At 64.2% G+C, this 24,541-nt stretch carries 24 protein-coding genes; 11 read left to right on the forward strand and 13 right to left on the reverse strand.

The window, feature by feature from the left end; all coding sequences use genetic code 11:
* Nucleotides 1-30: 30 nt before the first annotated feature.
* On the reverse strand, nucleotides 31-1,818 hold the full coding sequence (aspS, locus tag V6B15_RS07710; RefSeq protein ID WP_334200686.1) for an aspartate--tRNA ligase: 1,788 nt from the start codon (nucleotides 1,816-1,818) through the stop codon (nucleotides 31-33).
* A 120-nt stretch (nucleotides 1,819-1,938) separates the two neighbouring features.
* Nucleotides 1,939-2,787 carry a cupin-like domain-containing protein gene (locus V6B15_RS07715; protein ID WP_334200687.1) on the reverse strand — a complete coding sequence of 283 codons (849 nt, stop codon included), beginning with the start codon at nucleotides 2,785-2,787 and terminating at the stop codon, nucleotides 1,939-1,941.
* Nucleotides 2,788-3,004: 217 nt separating this feature from the next.
* Here V6B15_RS07715 and rnd point away from each other — a divergent pair, with 217 nt between their 5' ends.
* The 4 genes from rnd (at nucleotide 3,005) to V6B15_RS07735 (ending at nucleotide 7,221) form a co-directional block, all read left to right on the forward strand.
* Nucleotides 3,005-4,207 carry a ribonuclease D gene (gene rnd / locus V6B15_RS07720; protein WP_334200688.1) on the forward strand — a complete coding sequence of 401 codons (1,203 nt, stop codon included), beginning with the start codon at nucleotides 3,005-3,007 and terminating at the stop codon, nucleotides 4,205-4,207.
* Between the two features lie 108 nt (nucleotides 4,208-4,315).
* Nucleotides 4,316-5,212, forward strand: coding sequence for a hydrogen peroxide-inducible genes activator (locus V6B15_RS07725; protein ID WP_253516695.1), 897 nt, complete (start codon nucleotides 4,316-4,318; stop codon nucleotides 5,210-5,212).
* A 765-nt stretch (nucleotides 5,213-5,977) separates the two neighbouring features.
* Nucleotides 5,978-6,538, forward strand: a complete 561-nt coding sequence (locus V6B15_RS07730) for an AlbA family DNA-binding domain-containing protein (protein ID WP_334200689.1) — start codon at nucleotides 5,978-5,980, stop codon at nucleotides 6,536-6,538.
* A 107-nt stretch (nucleotides 6,539-6,645) separates the two neighbouring features.
* Complete coding sequence (locus V6B15_RS07735) at nucleotides 6,646-7,221, forward strand: hypothetical protein (RefSeq protein ID WP_334200690.1); 576 nt, start codon at nucleotides 6,646-6,648, stop codon at nucleotides 7,219-7,221.
* A gap of 352 nt (nucleotides 7,222-7,573) precedes the next feature.
* Here the strand turns inward: V6B15_RS07735 and pgsA are convergent, their stop codons facing one another.
* Nucleotides 7,574-8,167 carry a CDP-diacylglycerol--glycerol-3-phosphate 3-phosphatidyltransferase gene (gene pgsA, locus V6B15_RS07740; protein WP_334200691.1) on the reverse strand — a complete coding sequence of 198 codons (594 nt, stop codon included), beginning with the start codon at nucleotides 8,165-8,167 and terminating at the stop codon, nucleotides 7,574-7,576.
* A gap of 113 nt (nucleotides 8,168-8,280) precedes the next feature.
* Between pgsA and V6B15_RS07745 the strand changes: the two genes are divergently transcribed.
* A complete protein-coding gene (locus V6B15_RS07745) occupies nucleotides 8,281-9,618 on the forward strand; it encodes an MFS transporter (protein ID WP_334200692.1) in 1,338 nt (445 codons plus the stop codon).
* A gap of 3 nt (nucleotides 9,619-9,621) precedes the next feature.
* Here V6B15_RS07745 and V6B15_RS07750 read toward each other — a convergent pair whose 3' ends face one another.
* Nucleotides 9,622-9,816: a hypothetical protein gene (locus V6B15_RS07750; protein WP_334200693.1), complete on the reverse strand. Its 195-nt coding sequence runs from the start codon at nucleotides 9,814-9,816 to the stop codon at nucleotides 9,622-9,624.
* A 136-nt stretch (nucleotides 9,817-9,952) separates the two neighbouring features.
* Here V6B15_RS07750 and V6B15_RS07755 point away from each other — a divergent pair, with 136 nt between their 5' ends.
* Entirely contained in the window at nucleotides 9,953-11,620 is a 1,668-nt protein-coding gene (locus tag V6B15_RS07755) for a thiamine pyrophosphate-binding protein (RefSeq protein WP_334200694.1), read from the forward strand.
* 12 nt (nucleotides 11,621-11,632) lie between these two features.
* Here the strand turns inward: V6B15_RS07755 and V6B15_RS07760 are convergent, their stop codons facing one another.
* Entirely contained in the window at nucleotides 11,633-12,040 is a 408-nt protein-coding gene (locus tag V6B15_RS07760) for an EVE domain-containing protein (protein ID WP_253516715.1), read from the reverse strand.
* Between the two features lie 146 nt (nucleotides 12,041-12,186).
* On the opposite strand from V6B15_RS07760, the gene V6B15_RS07765 reads away from it, so the two are divergent.
* From V6B15_RS07765 to V6B15_RS07785, 5 genes are all read left to right on the forward strand, one after another.
* Nucleotides 12,187-13,863 (forward strand): putative bifunctional diguanylate cyclase/phosphodiesterase, encoded by a 1,677-nt coding sequence (locus V6B15_RS07765; RefSeq protein ID WP_253516718.1) that lies wholly within the window; start codon nucleotides 12,187-12,189, stop codon nucleotides 13,861-13,863.
* A gap of 46 nt (nucleotides 13,864-13,909) precedes the next feature.
* Complete coding sequence (gene dapF, locus V6B15_RS07770; protein WP_334200695.1) at nucleotides 13,910-14,719, forward strand: diaminopimelate epimerase; 810 nt, start codon at nucleotides 13,910-13,912, stop codon at nucleotides 14,717-14,719.
* Entirely contained in the window at nucleotides 14,716-15,891 is a 1,176-nt protein-coding gene (locus tag V6B15_RS07775) for a MiaB/RimO family radical SAM methylthiotransferase (protein WP_334200696.1), read from the forward strand. Before dapF ends, V6B15_RS07775 begins: the two co-directional genes overlap by 4 nt.
* Nucleotides 15,888-16,814 carry a signal recognition particle-docking protein FtsY gene (ftsY, locus tag V6B15_RS07780; protein WP_334200697.1) on the forward strand — a complete coding sequence of 309 codons (927 nt, stop codon included), beginning with the start codon at nucleotides 15,888-15,890 and terminating at the stop codon, nucleotides 16,812-16,814. Before V6B15_RS07775 ends, ftsY begins: the two co-directional genes overlap by 4 nt.
* 91 nt (nucleotides 16,815-16,905) lie before the next feature.
* Nucleotides 16,906-17,568 carry an inner membrane-spanning protein YciB gene (locus tag V6B15_RS07785; RefSeq protein WP_334200698.1) on the forward strand — a complete coding sequence of 221 codons (663 nt, stop codon included), beginning with the start codon at nucleotides 16,906-16,908 and terminating at the stop codon, nucleotides 17,566-17,568.
* 56 nt (nucleotides 17,569-17,624) lie between these two features.
* On the opposite strand, the gene V6B15_RS07790 is transcribed toward V6B15_RS07785, so the two are convergent.
* The 8 genes from V6B15_RS07790 to ccmC form a co-directional block, all read right to left on the reverse strand.
* Nucleotides 17,625-19,568 (reverse strand): potassium transporter Kup, encoded by a 1,944-nt coding sequence (locus V6B15_RS07790; protein ID WP_253516745.1) that lies wholly within the window; start codon nucleotides 19,566-19,568, stop codon nucleotides 17,625-17,627.
* 104 nt (nucleotides 19,569-19,672) lie between these two features.
* Nucleotides 19,673-20,329 (reverse strand): tetratricopeptide repeat protein, encoded by a 657-nt coding sequence (locus tag V6B15_RS07795; protein ID WP_334200699.1) that lies wholly within the window; start codon nucleotides 20,327-20,329, stop codon nucleotides 19,673-19,675.
* Nucleotides 20,326-20,733: a cytochrome c-type biogenesis protein gene (locus V6B15_RS07800; RefSeq protein ID WP_334200700.1), complete on the reverse strand. Its 408-nt coding sequence runs from the start codon at nucleotides 20,731-20,733 to the stop codon at nucleotides 20,326-20,328. Before V6B15_RS07800 ends, V6B15_RS07795 begins: the two co-directional genes overlap by 4 nt.
* Nucleotides 20,730-21,254, reverse strand: a complete 525-nt coding sequence (locus V6B15_RS07805) for a DsbE family thiol:disulfide interchange protein (RefSeq protein WP_334200701.1) — start codon at nucleotides 21,252-21,254, stop codon at nucleotides 20,730-20,732. The genes V6B15_RS07800 and V6B15_RS07805 overlap by 4 nt, the downstream gene beginning before the upstream one ends.
* A complete protein-coding gene (locus tag V6B15_RS07810) occupies nucleotides 21,251-23,206 on the reverse strand; it encodes a heme lyase CcmF/NrfE family subunit (RefSeq protein WP_334200702.1) in 1,956 nt (651 codons plus the stop codon). Before V6B15_RS07810 ends, V6B15_RS07805 begins: the two co-directional genes overlap by 4 nt.
* A complete protein-coding gene (gene ccmE, locus V6B15_RS07815; RefSeq protein ID WP_334200703.1) occupies nucleotides 23,203-23,673 on the reverse strand; it encodes a cytochrome c maturation protein CcmE in 471 nt (156 codons plus the stop codon). Before ccmE ends, V6B15_RS07810 begins: the two co-directional genes overlap by 4 nt.
* Nucleotides 23,670-23,810: a hypothetical protein gene (locus tag V6B15_RS07820; protein WP_253516766.1), complete on the reverse strand. Its 141-nt coding sequence runs from the start codon at nucleotides 23,808-23,810 to the stop codon at nucleotides 23,670-23,672. The genes ccmE and V6B15_RS07820 overlap by 4 nt, the downstream gene beginning before the upstream one ends.
* Nucleotides 23,810-24,532: a heme ABC transporter permease CcmC gene (ccmC, locus tag V6B15_RS07825; RefSeq protein WP_320180476.1), complete on the reverse strand. Its 723-nt coding sequence runs from the start codon at nucleotides 24,530-24,532 to the stop codon at nucleotides 23,810-23,812. Before ccmC ends, V6B15_RS07820 begins: the two co-directional genes overlap by 1 nt.
* Nucleotides 24,533-24,541: the final 9 nt, after the last annotated feature.

Below are 24,541 nucleotides of genomic sequence, written 5' to 3' on the forward strand. Positions count from 1 at the left end.
AGCGCAGTGACGCTGTCATGAACAAATCGGTCAGCTATTGTCAGGCTTCGGCGCTTCCACGGTCCGGACATGCACGTCGCGCAGCTGGCGCGGGCTGACGAGATTGGGCGCACCCATCATCAGGTCCTGCGCCTTCTGGTTGAGCGGGAAGGCAATCACTTCGCGAATGTTCGGCTCGTCGGCGAGCAGCATCACGATGCGGTCGATCCCCGGGGCCGAACCGCCGTGCGGCGGGGCACCGAGCTTGAACGCCTCGATCATGCCGCTGAAGTTCTCGTCGACATCGGCCTGGCTGTAACCGGCCAGTTCGAACGCCTTGTACATGATGTCGGGGCGGTGGTTCCGGATCGCGCCCGAGGACAGCTCGTAGCCGTTACAGACGATGTCGTACTGCCACGCGAGAATATCGAGCGGATCCTTGGTTTCTAGCGCTTCCATCTCGCCCTGCGGCATCGAGAAGGGGTTGTGGCTGAAATCGATTTTCTTCTGTTCTTCGTCATATTCGAACATCGGGAAATCGACGATCCAGCAGAACTTGAAGCAGCCTTCCTCGATCAGGCCGAGTTCCTCGGCCACGCGGGTGCGTGCGGCGCCGGCCAGCTTGGCGGCGTCCTTTTCCTTGCCCGCGGCAAAGAACAGGCCATCGTTCTCGCCCAGCCCCAGCTCGGCATAAAGCTTTTCCATGCCTTCGGTGCCGTGGTTCTTGGCGATCGGGCCGCCGAACTCGCCGCCCTTGCGGGTGACATAGCCGAGCCCGGCAAAACCTTCGCGGCGCGCCCAGTCGTTCATTTCGTCGAAGAACTTGCGGCTCTTCTCATGCGTGTTCGGCGCGGGGATCACCCGCACGCGGCCGCCACCGCCGACGATCTTTTCGAACAGGCCGAAGCCGGAGGTTTCGAAGTGTTCGGTCACGTCCGAGATGATCAGCGGGTTGCGCAGATCGGGCTTGTCGCTGCCGTATTTCAGCATCGCTTCGGCATAGGGGATGCGCGGGAATTGGCCCGCCGGAGTCACGCTCTTGCCGCCCGAGAATTCCTCGAACACGCCCGCCAGCACCGGCTCGATCGCCTGGAACACGTCTTCCTGCGTGACGAAGCTCATTTCGAAGTCGAGCTGGTAGAACTCGGGGCTGCGATCGGCGCGCAGGTCTTCATCGCGGAAACACGGCGCGATCTGGAAATAGCGGTCGAAGCCGGCGACCATCAGTAGCTGCTTGAACATCTGCGGCGCCTGCGGGAGCGCGTAAAAGCGGCCCGGGTGCAAGCGGCTGGGCACGAGGTAGTCGCGCGCGCCTTCGGGGCTGGAAGCGCCGAGGATCGGCGTCTGGAACTCGCTGAAGCCCTGGTCGGTCATCCGGCGGCGCAGCGAGGTGATGACCTTGTTGCGCAGCATGATGTTGGCATGCACGCGCTCGCGCCGCAGGTCGATGAAGCGGTACTTGAGGCGCGTCTCTTCCGGATAGTCCTCGGCCGAGTTGACGATCAGCGGAAGATCGTCCGCGCGGCTCTGCACGGTGACCGCGCGGGCGAAGACCTCGATCCCGCCGGTCGGCAGGTTCGGGTTCACCGCGGCATCGGCGCGCGCCTTGACCACGCCATCGATGGTGACGACCGATTCCAGCTTGAGCTTGTCGAGGACCGGCAGCGCCTCGCTGTCTTCGTCGGCGACGATCTGGGTGATGCCGTAATGGTCGCGCAGATCGACGAACAGCACGCCGCCATGATCGCGCTTGTTATGCACCCAGCCCGACAGGCGAACGGTGTCACCGACATTGTCCTTGGTCAGCGCGGCGCAGGTATGGGTACGATAGGCGTGCATCTAAAGCTCGATCTTTCTGCCGGAGATTGGTTGGAACCGCGCGCGCATCCGGGCGCCGCACGAGAGCGCGCCCCTAACAGCCACCAAGGGCCGTTTTGTCAAGATTTCTCTGGGTCCGCGCTAGGCGAGTCGCGCCCGGCGCAAGGCGCGCAGCGTGCCGGCGCGCACCCACGGGCGCACCCCCGGCTCGGGCGCCCTCACCCCGCAGCGCGCGAGCAGGCCGTTCATGGCCCAGGCATCGTCCTGCATCAGGCTGCTGTGCGAACGCCAGGTCACCGAGAGCGAGATCGACGGTTCGGTCCCGACCGTGACCGTGTGCGGGGCCTTGAAGGGAACGTGGAGCGCATCGCCCGGGGCAAGATCGAAGGGCCAGCCCTGCGCCGCCAGTTCGGGCCGCCATTCGAGCAGATTGTCGCCGCTGCGGTGGAAGCGCTCATTGTCCGACCGGGACGGCAGGCCGCAGGATGGTGGCAGGACGGTGAACCGTTTGCGGCCCGATATCTGGAACAGGATATTGTATTCCGGATCGAAATGCAGCGGGGTGACGAGCCCCGGCGAACTGATGAACAGGAACGCGGTGGGTTTGACGATCGCCCCGGTACGCGGTTCGACCACCGGCTCGACTGCCTGCAGGATATCGGCGACGAGCGGCGCGAAATCGGGCCATCTGTCCAGCTCGCGCAGCATGATCCAGCGCTTCGTGCCCTCGAGCCCGTGCACCAGCGGCCGCAGATCCGCCGGGTGTTCGGGCAATATGCGGAAGCGCTGCTGCGGCGTATCCTCGCGTATCTCGATCAGCGCGGGATCGGCTGCCGCGATGGTATCGGCCAGCCGCGACCAGTCGAAGCACGGTTCGATGTCGAGCCTGTGCGAAAGCAGGTGCGCGGCTTCGGGATAGGCCCCCCACAGCGGCGCGCGGTCGAAGCCGGGCGTGGCTGCGACGGCATCGAAAGCATGCTGGAATTCCATGCGGGACATGGGGTGCACCATGGCACCCAAGCGTTAAGACCAGCTTGACCGGACTTGCGGCAGGTCTAAAGCGGCGCGCATCGCGACGGTGCATAGTTGCCGCCGAACGATTGCGGGCCACGCCAGACGCGCTAGCCTGAACCTGCGGGACAAGCCCGCAACTCGATGGGCCCCGGCCCGGGGGCGGCACTCCGCCCGACAGAAACGAAAAGATACGATGAAAATACACGAGCTTATTACCGAGACTGCACCGCTGGCCGAATTGTGCGAGCGACTGGCGAAAAGCGATTTCGTCTGCGTCGATACGGAATTCATGCGCGAGAACACCTATTGGCCCGAGCTGTGCCTGGTGCAGATCGGCAATGAGAAAGAGGCCGCGGCGATCGATCCGCTCGCGCCCGGGATCGACCTCACCCCGCTGTGGGACCTGATGTGCGACAATGACGAGGTGCTCAAGGTCTTCCACGCCGGCGGGCAGGACGTCGAGATCGTCTATAATTTCACCGGCAAGACCCCGCAGCCGATCTTCGATACGCAGATCGCGATGATGGCGATCAGCCAGTCGGAACAGATCGGTTATGCCAATCTGGTCGAAAGCTGGCTGGGCTTGACGATCGACAAGGGTGCGCGGTTTACCGACTGGGGCCGCCGTCCGCTGACCGAGCGGCAGATCGAATATGCGATCGGCGATGTCACCCATCTGGCGGACATCTTCCCGCGCATCCTCAAGAAGCTGATGAAGACCGGCCGCGGCGTGTGGCTCGATGCCGAAATGGAAAAGCTGGCCGATCCGGCGAATTACGCCAATGATGCCGATATCGCGTGGAAGCGCATTCGCTCGCCGGGGCGCAACCCGGCGGTGCTCGGACGGCTCAAGGCGCTGGCCGCGTGGCGCGAGAGCGAGGCGCAGCACAAGAACATCCCGCGCGGGCGCATCATGCGCGACGAGACGCTGGCCGATATCGCCAGCCACCCGCCCAAGAAGCAGCCCGACCTGATCAAGGTCCGCGGCCTGTCGAATGCGTGGAAAGACAACGACATCGGCAAACGGCTTCTCAAGGTGCTCGACAAGGCCGAACCGCTGCCGAAAGAGGAAATGCCCGACAAGCCCAAGCGCGGTGCGCCGCTGGGCAAGGAAGGCGCGCTGGTCGCCGATCTGCTCAAGCTGCTGCTCAAGATCCGCGCGCGCGAGATCGACGTCGCATCGCGCCTGCTGACCAAGGCCGACGAGATGGAAGCCCTCGCCGCGGGCGCGCGCGACCTCAAGATTCTGACCGGCTGGCGTTACGAAGTCTTCGGCAAGGATGCGCTCGAACTGGTCGAAGGCCGGCTGGCTTTCGCAGTCAAGGACGGCCGCCTGCTGATGACCCACGTCGATGAACTGCACGCCGGCATGGTCGAAGCGCAGGCAGCGGAATAGAACGCAAACAGTCATTGCGAGCGGCGCAGCCGCGCGGCAATCCAGCGCCGGGTTTACTGGATTGCCGCGTCGCCTGCGGCTCCTCGCAATGACGGATATGGGTTAGAAATGTCCACTTATCTTCCCACGCTCAAGCAGCTCCAGTATCTCGTCGCGCTCCACGAGCACGGCCATTTCGGGCGCGCGGCGGATGCCAGCTTCGTGTCGCAATCGACGCTGTCGGCGGGCATTCGCGAGCTTGAATCGCTGCTCGGCGTGACGCTGGTCGAGCGCAGCCGCCGGGTCGTGCGCTTCACGGCGCTGGGCAACCAGGTGGTCGACAAGGCCCACCGCATCCTGCGCGAGGCGGAGGAACTGGCCGATCTGGTGCAGGCGGCGGGCAAGCCGCTGGCGGGCCAGCTGCGGATGAGCGTGATCCCCACCATCGCACCGTTCCTGCTGCCGCGCTTCCTTCCCCGCCTGCGCCGCGAACGGCCCGACCTCGAACTGCTGCTGCGCGAGGAAACCAGCCACGACGCGGTCGAATCGCTCCAGCACGGCCGGGTCGATTGCGTGCTGCTGGCGCTGCCCTTCACCACGGGCGAGGTGGAAAAGGCGCATATCGCGCATGACGAACTCTACGTCGCCTTCCCCAAGGACGACCCGCGCGATCCGCCCGAATTCGTGCCCCCGAGCATGATCGACGAGGGACGGCTTCTGCTGCTCGAAGACGGCCACTGCCTGAAGGACCATGCACTCGCCGCGTGCAACCGGCCCGAAATGCGTGCCAGCGCCACGATGATCGGCACCAGCCTGCATACGCTGGTGCAGATGGTCGATAACGACCTCGGCCTGACGATGCTGCCCAAGATGGCGGTCGATGCGGGAATCCTCAACGGGACCGACGTCGTCGCCCGCCCGCTCAAATCGAAAAACGCCACCCGCGAGATCGCGCTGATCTGGCGCAAGAACTCGCCAAGGCGCGCCGATTTCGAGCTGCTGGCCGAGGAATTGCGCGCGGGGTGAGCGGGGCGGACTTTGTCCGATAATGAATAATGCAGATCTAGTCGAAGCTACACGCGCGCCGCAACTCTCACTTTCAGAAACCATTTTTTTGGCTTGACTTGGACGCACAGTTGCTGACTGTTCTTTGAGAACTTCAATTGATTTGCCGAATAGCATGCTAGCGTCATTCCGAACGCTGCGCAGGGGTAGTCCAGCGTCCCGTAAGCGAGACTGCTTTCGCTATCCGACATTCAACTTGAAATGCAATATTACCTTTGCGTCCCAAACGGAAAAATAGGGAAATTGCGCTTGAACCGCCCTTTTGATCCCGCGACTACTTCCATGTTTCGATCCCTAACCAATTCGAATATGGTGGACTAAAAGATTGGAGCCATACGGTTGTCTACCGCCGCTAGTCTGTATAGTCATTTCGTCACAGTAATCGACTGTGCAACAAGCAACCGTGATATCTTTGCGATTAAAACGGCTGCGAAGGCCGCAGGTTTGCAGGGTACCGTCCAGCCCCGAGGGACGGGCCAACGCTGGGATTTCCACCTCGTTGATTCGAATGGTGATATCCTGATCATACACGCAAGGTACTGGGACCAATCGAAGGCATTCTCCATCCGTCCTGACATGCACGTCATGTCAGCGGTACTCGTGGAAAAGGGACGTTCTAGGGAGTATGAACGGCGATAAGAGGAATGAGCATTTCACACGATTACTGACGGAAATTTGGAAAAACGATCGAAATCAGTGGAAGTCCTCCGGCACAGTTGGGTTTTAATGAATACAGACGAGCTAGAGTTACTGCTAAACGGCACGGAGGAATCCGACATCCTTGAGTTCAAGGCAGCAGTCCCTTGGGACCGGAAGTTGTTTGTGAAGGACATTCTGGCGATGGCCAACGTGATTGACGGAGGCCGGATAGTGATTGGCGTGGAAGATGGGACTTTCGCGCGCCAAGGCCTCAGCCCCGAGCAATTAGAAACGTATAAGATCGACGAGATGCGTGACAGCATCGCTCCCTATGCAGACCCTCGAGTGGTATTTCGCCTTCACAAAGTTAAGGATGCAGATGAACGACACTATGCCGTGATCGAAGTCACCCCATTCGAGGATTTTCCAGTGATCTGTGCACGGGATGGGGCGGACGTATGCGAAGGAGTCGTCTATTTTCGCAGTCGAAGGCGACGCCCAGCCAGCGCACCTGTGGGTAGCAGTTCAGACATGCGCGACATCATCGAACGCGCTGCCGTTCTTAGTGCCGGACGATTACAGCGAATTGGCTTCGTTCCACAAATTGAGGAACGGCCCGATTACGACGCCGAATTGGGGGGGCTCTAGTGAAGGGAGGACTAATTGATCGAATTCGGGCGATCGGGCACTGGAGGGTGGTTTTCCGACCAGCTAGGCCACTTCATCAACAGCTAAGTTTTGCTGAATGCGAACAAGTGGTCGAGCGCAACCGCGTGACCCTGAGAGGCTGGGATTTCCCGCACATCAGTCGCCGGAAAGATGATGGCGCAGGCTACGGTCGGGAGGACGGCTTCGCGGAGAATTGGTGCGACTGGATCCATTCCGTCGAGTTTTGGCGTATGTACAGGAGCGGACAATTCGTATCTTATCGATCGCTGGAGCAGGACTTAGATGGTACGCAAACTGAAGATCAGCGCTATCTAGATGTGCGTGATGCAATTTACTCGGTCAGCGAATTCATCGAGTTCGCCCATCGCATAGCCAAGGACGGTCTGTACCGAGACGGATATGAGGCAGAGGTCAGTCTCGTTAACACAAAAGGGCGCTTTCTTCAGGTGGGTCCGGGCCGCATGCCTTTCCTGGATCCGCGGCGAACCAATCTTGACACTATTTCTCTTAAGACCGAGGTGACGCCGAGCCAAATCCATGAGAGCGCGCCAGCAACCTCGCTCCCCCTAATCATCGAGTTATTCTCGAACTTCGGCTGGGACCCGGCTTCCGCGCAAATCGGGATCGACCAAGAGAAGTTTTATCGCCGAGAATTTAGCTAGGTAAGGCAGGGAAAGCCGTCAGCGCGGCAGCCATCAGCAGATCAATCAGGGAAGGCGCTCTTACTCACCCGCAATCTGAACGGTTTGTTGGGGATACCAGACCCGTTATCGAGTTCGATCAACGCATGATTTCCGAGGCAAATGCATGATCTCCGATACCGCATTGGCCAGCGACTGGTGAAACGGGACATTCGGCAAACCGATTTCCTACTCGCCCGCGCTCCGCTAAAATCGCGCCCGCTCTTTCTCGCCGTCGAACCAGCCCGATCCCGCCCCTTTCGCGCCCCTGCGTTTTTTGCGCATGGACCGCGTAACACCCGGTCCATGTCTACAGAGTGGCCAAGGGCGAATCCTAATCCATGTGCTTGAGGCCGACGCGCAGGTAATCCCAGCCGGTGATCAGCGTCAGCACGGCTGCCGCCCACAGCGTGGCGAGGCCGACGGTGTGCGGGATATTCGCTTCGACGGCGCCGATCATCGTGGTCCATTGCGGCAGGCCCTGGCCGAGGATCAGCGCCCCCAGCGCGACCATCTGGAAGGTCGTCTTCCACTTGGCCAGCCGGCTCACCGGGACCGACACCTGCAGCGGGCCGAGAAACTCGCGCAGGCCCGACACGGCGATCTCGCGCATCAGGATGATCAGCCCGGCCACGACATGCATGTCGCCGACATAGGGCCCGCGCAGCACGCCCTGCGCGGCCAGCACGAGGATCACCGCCGCGACCATGATCTTGTCCGCGATCGGATCGAGGAAGATGCCCAGTTTCGACACCGTCCCGCTGGTGCGCGCCAGATAGCCGTCGAAGTAATCGGTGATGCCCATCAGGCAGTAGAGGCCGAAGGCGAGCAGGAAGCCGGTTTCCCAGCCCGGCCACCACAGGAACCAGGCGAGCAGCGGAATCGCGAAAATACGCGACAGTGTCAGCATGTTGGGCAGCGTCAGCATCGTGACGCCAGCCCTAGCGGCAATCGTCCCGTCGCAAAAGCCGCTGTGTGCCCTTGTCCGCCACCGCGATGGCACTAGACTTGGGCCACAAATGGGTTTCTGCCCGGGGGGTCATGCTTACATCCACGCATTTGCTGCGGCGCCGGCGGTTCCTGCCGCTGTTCGTCACGCAGCTGTTCAACGCCTTCAACGACAATCTCTACAAGACCACCATGGTCCTGTTCGTCGTTTACGCGGTCTATAATGACGAGACGACCGAGGCGGGGTTCAGCGGTCTCGCCTCGGCGCTGTTCATCCTGCCGTTCTTCATCCTGTCCGCACTGGCGGGCCAGCTCGCCGACATGCGCGACAAGGCGAAGATCATCCGCACGGTGAAGCTGTGCGAGATCGGGCTGATGATGATCGGCGCGGCCGGCCTCTACATGGCGTGGCAGGGGATCATGGTGCAGACGGTGGCGATCCCGCTGCTGCTGCTCGCGCTGTTCCTGACCGGGGTGCAGTCGACCTTCCTCGGGCCGATCAAATACGCGATCCTGCCGCAGCATTTGAAAAAGGAAGAGGTGCTGGCCGGGACCGGACTGGTCGAGGCCGGGACCTATATCGCCATTCTTGCCGGCACGATCCTCGCCGGACCGCTGGCGGTGGAGCATACCGGCTGGGCCGCGATCGGGATTATCGTAACCGCCTGCATGGGCTATCTCGTCAGCCGCCAGGTGCCCCCCGCCCCGCCCATGGGCGAGATCGAGAAGCTCGACTGGCACATCCTGCGCGCCTCGGCGAAGCTGGTGCGCGACACGATGCACAATCCGGAAGTCTATTACGCGATCCTCGCGATCAGCTTCTTCTGGACCATCGGCGCGGTGCTGTTCATCCAATTCCCGCCGCTGGCCAAGAACACGATCATGGCCAGCCCCGAAGTCGCCAGCCTGTTCCTGGTGGTGTTCTCAGTCGGCGTGGCGATCGGATCGGTGGCGGTCAATGCACTGCTCAAGGGGCGCGTCTCGGCGCGGTTTGCACCCGGATCGGTGATCGCGATGGGGGTGTTCGTGGTCGCCTTCTACGTCGTGGCGAAACTGTGGGAAGCGGACCAGCCGACCAGCCTGCTGGGGGTGAGCGAATTCCTCGCCTGGCCCATGGCGGCGGTGCTGCTGCTGTGCCTGCTGGGCATCTCGGTCGCTGGCGGAATGTTCGTGGTGCCGCTCTACGCCTTCCTCACCACGCGCGTTTCGCCCGACAAGGCCTCGCGCACGATCGCGGCGAACAATATCGTCAATTCGGGCGCGATGGTGGGCGGGTCGCTCGTGGCGATGGGCATGAGCGCTATCGGGGTGCCAATTACCGAACAGATCCTGCTCTGCGCCGCGATGTGCCTGGTTTCCGCATGGCTCGCACGCAGGCTGATCGCGGCGGAAAACCACGCGGCCGCCGAAGCCCTTGCTGCCGGCGCCTAAGCGCTACACGATAAAGGCAAACACCGCGGCGAGCGTGGCGAAATAGGTCGTTGCGACCCCGCGCACATCGTCACTGGTCAGGCGCCAGTCGACCGTCCTGCTCGCGGGAAGATCGGCGAAGGCCGCACGTCGCTGCGGCAGGCTTGCCCGGAACCAGTGGCGGGCGGCTTCACTCGAGAGGACCAGGGCGCGTCGCATAGGCCCTTGTTAACGCTTTCTTAACCTTTTGGAACCGCTTTTGGCCCAACTGTCCCCGACTGGAACGGCGCGCGCGCAGATCGCCGATCGAGGTCGCAATTGCGCCACTGCATCAGGCGGGCTAACCGGCGCTATCATGCAAGCGCCCAACACCCCGCCCGCCGCCCGATTGCTCGTCGATTGCCTTGTCGAACAGGGGTGCGACCGCGTCTTCACCGTGCCCGGAGAAAGCTTTCTCCAGGTGCTCGATGGTCTCGGCCAGCAGGACGCGATCGACGTGGTAACCTGCCGGCAAGAAGGCGGCGTTGCCTTCATGGCCTGTGCCGACGGCGCGATGACGGGCCGCCCCGGGGTGGCCTTCGTCACGCGCGGTCCGGGGGCGACCAATGCCAGCATCGGCGTGCATGTCGCGATGCAGGATTCGCAGCCGATGATTTTGTTCGTCGGCGATGTCGACAGCGAGATGCGCGACCGCGAGGGCTTCCAGGAAGTCGACTTCGCGGCGTTCTTCGGACCGATCGCCAAATGGGCGGCGCGGATCGATTCCGCCGAGCGCATCCCCGAATATATCGCGCGCGCCTATGCCACCGCGATCTCGGGGCGGCCCGGACCGGTCGTGCTGGCCCTGCCCGAAGACATGCTGAGCCGGGAGAGCGCGGCGAGGCCCCGTCCGCGCGTCGAACGTCCGGCGCAGGCGCCCTGCCCCGATGCGATGCAGGCGATGATGGCGCTGATTGCCGATGCCGCCGCGCCCTTGGCGATTATCGGCGGTGCCGGCTGGAACGCCAAGGCCCGCGCGCATTTCCAGCTCTTCGCCGAGCGGCTCGGCATTCCGGTGGCCACGGCTTTCCGCCGCCAGGACGCGATTTCACCCGCGAGCGCGGTCTATGCCGGCAATCTCGGCTACGGACCCAACCCCGCGCTGGTCGAACGCGTCAAACAGGCCGACCTGATCCTCGCCATCGGCGCGCGGCTCGGGGAAGCGACCACCGATGGCTACACCGTCCCGCCGCTGACCGCGCCCGAGCGCAAGCTGGTTCACGTCCACCCCGATGCAAACGAACTCAACCGCGTCTACCCCGCCGATCTGGCCATCTGCGCCAGCATGGATGAATTCGCGGAAAGCGCCGCACTGTGGGACGACGGCGATGCGATCGACTTCGATGCCGGGTCCGCGGCGCATGCCGAATGGGAAGACTGGGCAACCGCACACCCCAACGACCATGCGCTGGACATGGGTCAGGCGGTCCAGTTCATGCGCGACACGCTGCCTGCCGATACGATCATCTGCAACGGCGCGGGCAATTTCGCCGGCTGGTGGCATCGCTACTGGCGCTACGAGGGCTTTCCGACCCAGCTCGCCCCCACCTGCGGCGCGATGGGTTACGGGGTGCCCGCGGCGGTCGCTGCGGCGATGCGGTATCCGCAACGCACCGTGGTCGCGGTGGCGGGCGATGGCGACTTCCTGATGAACGGGCAGGAACTGGCCACCGCGGTCCAGCATGGCGCCAACCTGCTGGTTATCGTGGTCGACAATTCGGCTTACGGCACGATCCGGATGCACCAGGAACGCGAATTTCCCGGCGAGGAACGGATCAGTGCCACCCGCCTGGCCAATCCCGACTTCGCCGCGCTCGCCGCAGCCTTCGGCGGCTGGTCGGCGCGGGCGGGAACGACCGAGGAGTTCAAGCACGCGCTGGTCGAGGCGCAGGGCCGCGGCGGTGTGCGGCTGATCCACTGCACCATCGATATCGAACAACTCGCCGCCAGCGGCGCCAGTATCAGCGGCCTGCGCGGCGGTTAGCGTCTCGGGCGGCTAGATCCCCGCCATCGCGCAGATCACCGACCATTCGTCGGGCTTGATTTCGGCCACCGACAGGCGCGAGAGCCGGACCAGTTCGCAATCCGCCAGCTTGGGTTCGGCCTTGATCTGCTTGAGCGTGACCGGATGCGGCAGCTTGGTCTTGGGCTTGACCTTCACCGCGGCCCATTTGCCTTCGGGATCGGTCGGGTCGGTAATCCCCGCCACGCTGACTTCGCAGATGCCGACGATCTCGAGCCCTTCGCGCGAATGGTAGAAGAACGCCTGGTCCCCCACTTCCATCGCCGCGAGATTGTTCTTGGCCCGGTGGTTGCGCACCCCGTCCCACGTGCCTTCCTTCTCGGCGATGAGGTCGTCCCAGCCATATTTGAAGGGTTCGGATTTCAACAGCCAGTAACGCATCGGGGAACCTGCTCCGTCAATTTAGCTCGGGTTCGCAGCGGGTAGCGCGTGCAGCCCGCAGTGACCACCCACCGCAGTCCCCGGTTAACCTGTTTTTAGGCGGCCTTGCCTAAGCAAGCCCTGCAGCCACAACTCAGGGGGCGGGCTTGACCGCGAAAACTGCCAAGACACATGAGGATCGACGCACGCAAGCGGGCAGGAAACCTGCGCCGCGCGAACGTGATTTCGTCACTCTCGGGATCGCCTTTGCGGCGATTATCCTGTTCGTGGGGACGGCGGGCGTCGTCCTTCCCGACCTGATCAAGGCATGGACCGGCAAGGAGGCGTCGCCCGACACCGCATTAACCAATGCCCTGCTGCTCAATATCGCGCTGATCCTGCTCGGCTGGCAGCGCTACAAGGCACTGTCCGACGAACTGGACACCCGCCGCGCATCCGAGGAGGAAGCGCGCCGTCTGGCCGATCTCGACCATCTGACTGGCTGCCATAACCGCCGCAGTTTCACCACCGCGCTGGGCGACCTGCTCAACGATCTCGAGCGCCGCGAACAGGCGCTGGCGGCAATTGCTGTCGATCTCGACAATTTCAAACAGGTCAACGACCTTCACGGCCACCAGGCCGGCGACGAAGTTCTGCGCACGACCGCAGCGCGCATCCAGCGCCTGTTGCCCGATGGCGGGATCCTGGCGCGGCTCGGCGGCGACGAATTCGTCTGCGTCGTGCCCTATCACCCGCAGGTCCCCGATCGGGTTGACCAGCTTGCCACGCGGATGATCGAACAGGTCGCGCGGCCGGTTCCCTATGGGGATTCGCCGGTCGATGTGACCATGTCGATCGGCATCGCCTCGAGCACGCAGATCGAAGACATGCGCCACGGCACGACGTCGGCGCAAAAGCTGATGCACAAGGCGGATATCGCGATGTATCACGCCAAGAAGCAGGGCAAGAACCGCTTCTACTGGTTCGAACCGCCGATGGAAAACGAGCTGCGCTTTCGCAACGAGCTCGAAGCGGGCATTCGCAAGGGCATCGCAAATGGCGAGTTCCGGCCCTATTACGAACAGCAGGTCGATCTTGAATCTGGCAAGCTGGTCGGCTTCGAAATGCTCGCCCGGTGGGAATCGCCCGAAATGGGCGTCGTCGGCCCCGATATCTTTATCCCGATTGCCGAGGAAATCGGCGTCATCGGCGAAATGAGCGAAGCGCTGATCGCGCGCGCCTTCGAAGACGCCAAGGAATGGGATTCGCAGCTCACCCTGGCGGTCAATATCTCGCCTGTGCAGATGCGCGATCCGTGGTTTGCGCAGAAATTGCTCAAGCTGCTCGTGCGGCACAATTTCCCCGCCAACCGGCTGGATATCGAGATCACCGAAAGCTGCCTGCACGAAAATGTCGGCATGGTCCGCTCGATGATCAGCAGCCTGCGCAACCAAGGCGTCGGAGTCAGTCTCGACGACTTCGGCACTGGCTATTCGAGCCTGTCGCAGCTGCGCAGCCTGCCGTTCGACCGCCTCAAGATCGACCGCACCTTCATTTCCGAGCTCAAGCAGGAAGAACACGGAGAAAAGCTGGTCGATGCGATCCTTGCGATGAGCGACGGGCTCAAGTTGCCCGTGACCGCCGAGGGGATCGAGAACGAAGTCGTGCTCGAAGCGCTCAAGCGGATGGGCAAGATGAAGGGCCAGGGCTATCACTATGGTCGTCCCGAACCCGCCGGGCTGGTCCTCGAACGGCTGAGCCGGCAGGACCTGCTCGCCAAGGACAAGCTCGACAATGTCACCGAGGTCGATTTCACCGCGCAGGGTAGCAAGCGCGCCGGCTGACACGGCACTGGACGCTGCGGCGGCGAGTGCATAGATGCGCCGCACGATGCGTGTCGATTTCATCAAGATGCACGGCCTGGGTAACGACTTCGTCGTGCTCGACGCCCGCACGCGTCCCCTCCCCGCGATCGACGCGCCCGTTGCCCGCGCACTGGCCGATCGCCGGACGGGGATTGGCTGCGACCAGCTGATCCTGCTCGAGGCAAGCAAATCCGCCGACTTCCGCATGCGCATCTTCAACCAGGACGGCACCGAGGTCGGCGCCTGCGGCAATGCCAGCCGCGCAGTCGCGCTGCTTCATGGCGCTGCCGCGCGGGTGGAGACAGCGGGCGGCGTGATCGCGGTCGAACCCATCGGCACTGGCGCAAGCGTCGACATGGGCGAACCGCGCTTCGACTGGGAGGCGATCCCGCTCGCCTATGGCATGGGCACCGCCGTCATGCCGGTCGGCTGGGAGACCCTCGGCCAGCCCGGCGCGGTCAATGTCGGCAATCCGCATGTGATCTTCTTCGTGGAGGATACCGACGCGGTACCACTCGAAACCATCGGCCCGCAGATCGAAACCGATCCGCTGTTTCCCGAGCGCGTGAACGTCAATGTCGCGACAATCCTCGACCGCCGACATATCCGGCTACGCGTATGGGAACGCGGTGCCGGTATCACCCGCGCCTGCGGCACGGGTGCCTGCGCGACCGCCGTGCATGCCATGCGGCGCGGGCTGGCCGAACGCGAAGTGACCGTCACCCTGCCCGGCGGCGACCTCGTCATTGCATGGGGTGACGACAATCGCATCCGCATGACCGGCCCCGCAGCGGAGGCCTATCGCGGCAGCTTCGAATGGGACGATTTCGCGTGAGCGAGGCGCAGGTTATCTCGCTCGGCTGCCGGTTGAACATTTCCGAAAGCGAACAGATCCGCGCGATGCTGGCGCAGGAACGCGACCTGGTGGTGGTCAATAGCTGCGCGGTAACCAGCGAGGCGGTGCGCCAGACGCGGCAGGCGATCCGCCGCGCGCGGCGCGCCCATCCCGATGCCCGGCTGCTGGTGACCGGCTGCGCCGCCGATATCGAGCGCGACCAGCTTGCCGCCATGCCCGAAGTCGACGGACTGGTGGCGAATAGGGCCAAGCTCGATGCGCGCGCCTGGAACGTCGCCAGCGAAACACCCGCGATTCCGCAGGACCGCACCCGCGCCTTCATCGCGGTACAGAATGGCTGCGACCATGCCTGTACCTTCTGCGTCATTCCGCAGGGCCGAGGGCCCAGCCGTTCGCTGACCATCGCGCAAGTGCTGGCCGAGGTCGAACGCCATCTGATCCACGGCGCACCCGAGGTGGTGCTGACGGGCGTCGATGTGACCTCGTGGGGCCACGATCTGCCCGATACGCCGCCACTCGGCGAACTGGTCCGCGCGGTACTCGACCGCTTCCCCGAGTTGGTGCGCCTGCGCATGTCCTCGCTCGACGGGATCGAGATCGACCCGCTGCTGTTCGATCTCTTCGCGGGCGAGGAGCGGCTGATGCCGCATCTGCACCTCTCGCTGCAGCATGGGCACGACCTGATCCTCAAGCGCATGAAGCGGCGGCATCTGCGCAGCGATGCGATTGCGCTGGTAACCCGGCTGAAGGAGCGCCGCCCCGATATCGCCATCGGCGCAGACCTCATCGCGGGCTTCCCGACCGAGACCGAGGAGCATCACGCGGCCAACCTCGCGATCATCGAGGAGTTGCAGATCGTCCACGGGCATATCTTCCCCTACTCGCCCCGGCCCGGCACCCCCGCCGCGCGGATGCCGCAGGTCGAGCGCGAAACCGTCAAACGCCGCGCCGCCGAATTGCGCACCCGTGCCAAGGCAACCCGCGACGGCTGGCTCGCGTCGCTCGTCGATAAGCCGCACAGCGTCCTCGCCGAGCGCGATACGACGGGCTACACCCCGCATTTCGCCCGTGTGGCCGTGCCCGAAAGCACACCCGCCGGGACGATCATCTCCGTGACGCCGACGCAAATCGAGAATGGCCTGCTGCAATGAATGACACATCGAGCTGGAGCGACCGGCTGTTCGGGGGCTTTCGCAAGACCTCCGAGAAGCTGACCAGCAACCTCACCGAAGTCGTCGGCACGGCAAAACTCGACGATGCGACGCTCGACGATGTCGAGGATGCGCTGATCCTGTCGGACCTCGGCCCGGCGGCAGGCGCGCGGATTCGGACCAAGCTGGCCGAAAAACGCTTCGGGCTCGAGATAACCGAGCGCGAGCTGAAGGAAGCCGTCGCCGAGGAAATCGCCGCAATCCTGCGCCCGGTGGCCAAACCGCTCGAGATCACCGCCTTCCCGCGCCCGCAGGTCCTGCTGGTGATCGGCGTCAATGGCAGCGGCAAGACCACCACCATCGCCAAGCTCGCGCATCTGTTCCAGGAAGACGATTACGCGGTCATGCTGGCAGCGGGCGATACCTTCCGCGCCGCTGCGATCGGCCAGCTGGCAACCTGGGCCGACCGCGTGGGCGTTCCCATCGTGCGCGGCCCCGAAGGCGGCGATCCGGCGAGTATCGTGTTCGACGCGGTGAAGAAGGCGACCGAGATCGGCACCGATGTGCTGATCGTCGACACCGCCGGGCGGCTGCAGAACAAGCGCGAGCTGATGGACGAGCTGGCCAAGATCCGGAAAGTACTCGGCCGCCTCAATCCCGAGGCCCCGCATGACGTGGTGCTCGTGCTCGACGCCACCAACGGCCAGAACGCGCTCAACCAGATCGACGTGTTCAAGGAAGTCGCGGGCGTCACCGGCCTGGTGATGACCAAGCTCGATGGCACCGCGCGCGGCGGGGTGCTGGTGCAGGCGGCCGAACAATACGGCCTGCCGATCCACGCGATCGGCGTGGGCGAGAAGATCGACGACCTGCGCCCGTTCGATCCCGACCTCGTGGCGCGCGTGATCGCGGGGGTCGCCTAGTTCAGCCCCTCGTCATGGCGATGGGGCGAAGGCGAACCCGAGATAGATTTCCGCGCGATTGCGCTGCACGTAACGACTGACTGAGAGAATGATGAGCGAGACTGACAGCAACACCGCGGCCAAGCCGAAGCCCAAGACAGGCTGGCTCAGCATCCTCGTCGATTATGGGCCGCTGCTGGTCTTCCTCGGCGTATACAAGTTCTACCAGCCGCCAGAAACCTCGACCTTCGGCGAGATCGCGGCGGTCATCTATGGTACCATCGCCTTCATGATCGCGGCCGTAGTGGCGCTGGTCTTCAGCAAGTTCAAATTCGGCCATGTCAGCCCGATGCTGATTCTCTCGACCGCGCTGATCGTCGGCTTTGGTGGGCTGACGATCTGGCTGCAGGACGAAAGGTTCATCCAGATCAAGCCGACGGCGATCTACCTGTTGTTCGGCGTGCTGCTGATCGGCGGCTGGCTGCGCGGCAAGGCGCTGCTACAGATCCTGCTCGAGGCAGCCTTCGAAGGCCTCGACCGCGAAGGCTGGCTCAAGCTGTCGCGCAACTGGGGGCTGTTCTTCTTCTTCATGGCCGCGCTGAACGAAGTCCTGCGGATGCAACTGGATTTCGAAAGCTGGCTGTGGGCGAAGCTATGGGTGTTCATGCCGCTCAGCTTCCTGTTCACCTTCACCCAATTGCCCATGCTGATGAAACACGGCCTGGCGCTGGAAGACCGCGATGAGGTGGTGAAGGACGAACCGCCGACGGCGTAACTGCACGGTTCAACCCAGTGGCACAGCGACCACCTTCAGGCCCTCTAAGCCCGGTCCTAAATCTCGACCTGGCTCCCGAGCTCGACCACGCGGTTGGTTGGCAGGCGGAAGAAATCCATCGCGGTCGCGGCGTTGCGCAGCATCCAGGCGAAGATCTTCTCGCGCCAGATCGGCATGCCCGGCTTGTCGCTGGCGAGCAGCGTCTGGCGGCTGAGGAAGAAGCTGGTGTGCATCATGTCGAATTCGCCGCCGCAGCGGGACATTTCCTTCAGCCCCTGCGGGACATTGGTTTCCTGCATGAAGCCGTAATGCAGCGTCGCCCGGTAGAAGCCGTCACCAAGGTCATGGATTTCGCACCTCTCGGTGGTGTCGACATAGGGCGCATCGGCGATCAGCACGGTCAGGATCACCACGCGTTCGTGCAGCACCTTGTTGTGCTTGATATTGTGCAGCAGCGCGCTGGGCACGCCAGCGGTCTGGCTGGCCATGAAGATCGCCGTGCCGGGTACACGCGTCGCGGAATTCTTCGCGCTCTTGGCAAAGATCTCGATCGGCAATGCAGTCTCGCTCATCCGGTCCCGCATGAGCTTGCGTCCGCGCGCCCAGGTGGTGAGCAGCGTAAAGGCGACCAGGCCAACCACCAGCGGGAACCACCCGCCATCGGGCACCTTGGCCAGATTGGCGGCGAAATAGGCCCCGTCGACGATCAGGAAGAACGCCACCACAGGTAGCGCAATGAACCATTTCCATTTCCACACGCCGACGAACAGGACGCCCATCAGCAGCGTGTCGATCGTCACCGCCCCGGTCACCGCGATGCCGTAAGCCGCCGCGAGATTGGAGGATGTCTGGAAGGTCAGCACCAGCAGGATGACCGCCACCATCAGCGACCAATTGACCACCGGAATGTAGATCTGTCCCGCCGCGGTCTCGCTGGTATGGCGGATCGACAGGCGCGGCATGAAGCCCAGCTGCATCGCCTGGTGGGTAATGCTGAACGCACCCGAGATCACCGCCTGGCTGGCGATAAAGGTCGCAACCGTGGCGAGGATGACCAGCGGCAGGCGCCATTCCTCGCCCGCCAGCAGGAAGAAGGGATTGCGCACCACTTCGGCAGCCTGTTCGGGCGGCAGGCCCGCGATCATTGCGCCCTGTCCGAAATAGTTGAGCAGCAGGCATGGCATGACGAAGCCGAACCAGCTCAGCCGCATCGGCCCGCGTCCGAAATGGCCCATGTCCGAATAGAGCGCTTCCGAACCGGTCACCGCAAGCACCACGGCGCCCAGCGCGAAGAAGGCCACCGCACCGTCGGTGACGAAGAACATCACCGCATAATAGGGGTTGAGCGCCCACAGAATGTCGGGATTGAGGATGATCTGGTTGAGGCCGAGCCCCGCGATGGTCACGAAATAGACGATCATCACCGGCGCAAACAGCGCGCCAACCTTGGCCGTACCGCGGCTTTGCAGCAGGAACAGGCAAACCAGCAGCACCAGCGCGATCGGGATCACGAGCGGATTGAGCCGCTGATCGACCACCGTCAGGCCCTCGACCGCGGACAGGACCGAGATGGCCGGCGTGATCATGCTGTCGCCATAAAACAGCGAGGTCGCGAAGACCCCCAGCAGCACCACCAGCCAGCCATAGCTCGACTTGCCGATATGGCGGCTGAGCAAGGCGACCAGCGCGAGGCTGCCGCCCTGCCCCTTGTTGTCCGCACGCATCAGGATGGTGACATACTGGATCGCCACGACGACCAGCATCGACCAGAAAATCAGGCTGACCACGCCGAGCACATGCAGGCGGTCGATAGCGATGCTCGCGGCCCCGGCGAACGTTTCGCGGAAAGCATAGAGCGGGCTTGTCCCGATATCGCCGAAGACGACACCGATCGCCCCCACCGCCAGCGCAGTGCGCGAGCCGCCGTGGCCGTGGCCACCCTGCTCGGTTACGGGAGGCACGCCATCCTGCTGGAGCGGCGCAGAAGCGGTATCATTCATGCGGGATTGGGTTCCGACAACATCGTGTCACATGGCCTGCTTGGCGAAGTCGCGGCGATTAGCAGCAAGGCTTCGCACTCGCAACAAATCGCGCATCGCATTGATTATTCATCGGTTTGTTGGGCAGCGGATGGCTCTGCAACGCCCAACATCGCCTCCAGCCGGTCGAGTCGCGCGGCCAGCGGTGCACGCCACTCGGCGTTTTCGGGCGCCACTTCGAGCAATTCGCGCCACAGCGCGAGCGTGCGGCCCGGCTCCCCTGCCCGCAGGAAAGCCAGCCCGAGGAAGTAGGTTGGCGCGGGATTATTCGGCGCAGCCTGCTCGCCGCGCGAATAGGCGAACAGCGCCGCCGCGGTCAGCTGGCCATCGGCATGTTCCACCAGCGCATTGCCCAGCGCCACCCAGGCCTCGCCGTCATCGGGGTTCTCCGCCACCGCATTGCGCAGGAAATTCGCCGCCTGGTCGTGCTGGCCGCGCCGGGTGAAGGCGTCGGCAGTGACCACGAAGCGCGAGGGCAGCCTACCCGCCGGATAGAATTCGCGCCGTGCCTCGACCATCAATTCGCCGGTCTGCGCGGCATTGTCGGTCACCGGAGTGGCGGCCGCGCCGGCCTGTCCCGGGTGCCCCTGCAAGGCGTAGCCCGCGAGCCCGAACAGCAGCGCCGAGCCGAACAGCATCCACAGGCTGCGCGGCAGCTTGAGCAGGACGACCGCGAGGCCGAAGACCAGCGCCGCAAGCACGATGATCGGCAACCAGCTCATGCACGCCCCCGGAACCGGCGCAGCAGTACCGCGCCCGCGCCCAGTATGAGCAGCAGCGGGATGGCGAAGAGCGGCCAGGTCGTCGCGCTCACCTCGGGCTTGTAGCTGACGTAATCGCCATAGCGCTGCATCAGCCAGCTGCGAATGTCGCCGGGGCTTTCACCCGCCGCGATGCGGATGCGCACCTGGTGGCGCATGTCACCCGCCATGGGGGCATCGCTATCGGCAATCGACTGCGACTGGCACTTGAGGCAGCGCAGCGTCTCCATCAGTTCCTGCGCGGCCTGTTCCTGCGCGGGATCGTCAAGCTGGCGATAGGCATAGGGCGCGGGCGGCATGCTTTGCTGCGCGGTAGCCGGCAGCGCGAGCGCGAGCATGAGGGCGGCCAGAAAGGCGCGGATCATCGGGCCTGCTCCAGTTGTGCCAGCAGCACCGGCACATCGCTCGCACGGACATCGCCGATGTGCTGGTAGCGGATCACGCCCTCGCCATCGATCACGAAGGTTTCGGGCACGCCGGAAGAGCCGATCGCCAACTGGACTTCGGACAGATCGTCGCGCCCGATGCGGCTGTAGGGATTGCCGTGCTGCGCGAGGAACCGGGCGATGTCTTCGGGCCGGTCGCGGATCGCGACGCCGACGATCTCCACGCCCTGCCGCTCGAGGCTTTCGAGATGCGGGGCTTCCGCGATGCAGGGCAGACACCAGCTTGCCCAGATATTGAGCAGGCGCGGCCGGCCATCGCCGAAGGTTGCATTGGAGACCCCCTCGACCCCGTCCATCGCCGGCGGAAGGTCGAAATAGGGCAATTCTTCGCCGACCATGCCGCTGGCGACGAATTCGTCCTTTGGCTGCGTCAGCTGATAGGCCGCGAGGCCGAGGAACAGCGCAAACAGGAACAGCGGGACCCACAGACGCCAGCTCATGCGAGAGCCTCCCGGTCCGCGCGGCGTTCGGCGATGCGTACTGCGAGGCGGCGATGCCTCAGATCGCTGAGCAGCCGGCCGAGCAAGGCCAGCACGCCGCCCAGCGCCACCAGCAGGCCGCCGTACCAGATCAGCGGGACAAAGGGCTTCCACCACAGCCGCACCTGCCACCGCCCGTCGGGTGCGCGATCACCGATCACTGCATAAAGCTGGCCATTCCAGCGCGTGACCAGCGCGCTTTCGGTGGTCTGCTGCGGCGGGGCCCAGAAATTGCGCGATTGCGGGGTCAGGATATGCGGCTCGCCGCCATCATAGCTTGCCGCAAGCCGGCCCTGGATCGCGGTCCAGTTGGGACCCGCAACCGGCTCGACACCCTGCAAGACGATCGTCCACGGGCCGACGGTGGCGCTGCCGCCTTCGGCCACGGCGGCGAGCCGTTCCTTGGTGAAGGCGCTTTCGCTCGCCATGCCGATCAGCGCCACCGCGATGCCGAAATGGGCGACTACCATGCCCCATGTCGCAAGCGGGGTGCGGCCCAGCTTGCGGCGGCGCAGGGGCAGCAGGCTGGCGACCGCCAACCCCAGCCCGAAGGCCAGTCCGAGCAGCGGCAACAGCGCGATCTCCGCGAGCAGGCCGAACAGGACCAGCCCCGCGAGCACCAGCGCGGCGAACAGTGCCACTTCGCGGCCGATCCGGTCGATCCGGTCCTGCCGCCAGCGCAGCAGCGGTCCGACCGCCATGACCGCGAGCATGGGGATGACGAAGATCGCCCCGACCGGGTTGAAATAGGGCGGCCCGACCGACACGCGCACATCGAACGCCTCGGTCAGCAGCGGGTAGAGCGTACCCAGCAGCACGATGGCCAGGATCGCGCTCAGCATGACGTTGTTGAAGACCAGCGCGCCTTCGCGGCTGGCGAGTGCGAACCGCTCACCCTCGCTGATCGTATTGGCGCGCAGCGCGAACAGCAGCAGCGCCCCGCCAATGAAAATACCGAGCAGCACGAGGATGAAGGTCCCCCGCTCGGGATCGACCGCAAACGCATGCACGCTGGTCAGGATGCCCGACCGCACGAGGAAGGTGCCGACCATGCTCATCGAGAAGGCGACCACACCGAGCATGATCGTCCAGGTGCGCAGCGCGTCGCGGCTGGCGAGAACACTGGCCGAATGGAGCAAGGCAGTCGCCGCGAGCCAGGGCATGAGCGAAGCATTCTCGACCGGGTCCCAGAACCACCAGCCGCCCCAGCCAAGCTCGTAATAGGCCCAGTAACTGCCCGCAGTGATGCCCACCGTCAGCATGACCCACGCGCCGAGCACCCACGGCCGCATTGCGCGCGCGAAATCGGGGGTCACCTGCCGCGTCAGCAGCGCCCCCACGGCGAAGCTGAAGGCAACCGACAGGCCGACATAGCCGAGGTAGAGCGTGGGCGGATGGAAGGCGAGACCGATGTCCTGCAACAAGGGATTGAGCCCCATCCCCTCAGCCGCGGGGGTCGGCAGGCGTTCGAAGGGATTCGAACTGAGCAGCAGGAAGGCGTAAAATCCCAGCGAGACCACGCCCTGTGCGGCCAGCGTGGCATTCATCGTCCGCTCGGGCAGACGCCGCTCGACCAGCGCGATCAGGGCACCGGCGAGACCCATCACGGTCACCCACAGCAGCATCGAGCCCTCGTGATTGCCCCATGTGCCCGACAGCTTGAACACCAGCGGTTTCATCGAATGCGAATTGGAGGCCACCAGCTTGACCGAGAGATCGGTGACGGCAAACAGCCACACCAGCATTGCGAAGGACAGCGCCACAAGCACACCCTGGACGATCGCCGCAGGGCGAATCAGCCCGGCCAGTTCGCTCGCCCCGTCATTGCGCACCGCCATGAAGCCGACGGCCATCTGCAGCGCGGCCAGAGCGGCGGCGAGCCACAGGGCGGCAAGACCCAGTTCGGCGATCATTCCAGCCCGACCGTCGTTTCCTCGGCCATTTGCGCGGCCTGGTGCTGTTCCATGTCCTGCAATTCGCGCGGCACGTAATTCTCGTCGTGCTTGGCGAGGAGATTGTCGGCGATGAATATCCCGCCGGGCCCCAGCCGCCCTTCGGCGACCACGCCCGAACCTTCGGCGAACAGGTCGGGTGCGATTCCGCTGAACCGCACCGGCACGCGCGATCCGTCATTTCCGGTGACGGCGAAGGTCAGCGTGACCCCGTCAGCCGCGGTTTCGAGCGATCCTTGCTCGACCATGCCGCCCAGTCGCACCGCCAGGCCGACCTCGGGCGGGTTGGCGAGCATCTGCTCGGGCAAGTAGAAATAGCTCGCCTGATTGCGCAGTGCATAGGCCGCGAGCAAGCCTGCCCCGATCAGTGCGACGAGCGCGAGGACGACCAGCACGAGCCGCTGGTGCTTGGGTTTGGGCGCGTTCATTTCCGGCGGCTTTCCTCACGGCGCTTCTCGGCGCGTTTCATGTCGAGCCATGCCCAGCCGACCATCGCCAGCGTGCCGATCACGCCCACTGCATAGGCGGCGACGACGAAGGTCCATTGATCGAGTGCTTCGCGCATCAGGCGGCTTCCATCGCGCGGCGGCGCAGGCGCGCCTCGGCCTGCACATCGGCGAGCAGCGCGCGCATGCGTGCAAGTACGACGCCGCCGAACAACAGCGAGAAGCCGGCCACTGCAACCAGCAAGGGCACGAGGAATTCGGCGTCGATCGCGCTCTTGCCCAGTGTGATGCTGGGCGGCTGGTGAAGCGAATTCCACCACACCACGCTGCGATTGATGATCGGGATGTTGATCGCGCCGAGCAAGCCGAAGATCGCCGGGATGCGCGGCGAAACACCTTCGCGTTCGGCGGCCTGCGCCAGCGCGATATAGGCGAGATAGAGGAAGGCGAGCACCAGCATGCTGGTCAGCCGCCCGTCCCACACCCACCAGGTGCCCCAGGTCGGTCGCCCCCAGATGGATCCGGTGGCGAGACAGATGATAGTGAATACAAGACCGGGCAAGGCCGCAGCGCGTGCGGCCAGCGCGGCGAGCGGGTGCCTCCAGACGAGGAATACGAGGCTTGCCACGGCGATCGCGGTCCAGCCGCCCATCCCCAGCCATGCGGCCGGGACATGCAGGAACAGGATGCGCACGGTCTCCCCCATCAGGCGGTCGGGAGGCACCTGGAACAGGCCCCAATAGAGCGCGGCCGCGCTCACCACCAGGCCGCCGACCAGCAGCAGCGGGGTCAGCGGGTTGGCGAGCGCGAGGAAGCGCTTGGGATTGGCGAAGCCATGCATCGAATATAC

Source organism: Qipengyuania sp. Mu-71 (assembly GCF_036867055.1).
Lineage (GTDB): Bacteria > Pseudomonadota > Alphaproteobacteria > Sphingomonadales > Sphingomonadaceae > Qipengyuania > Qipengyuania profunda.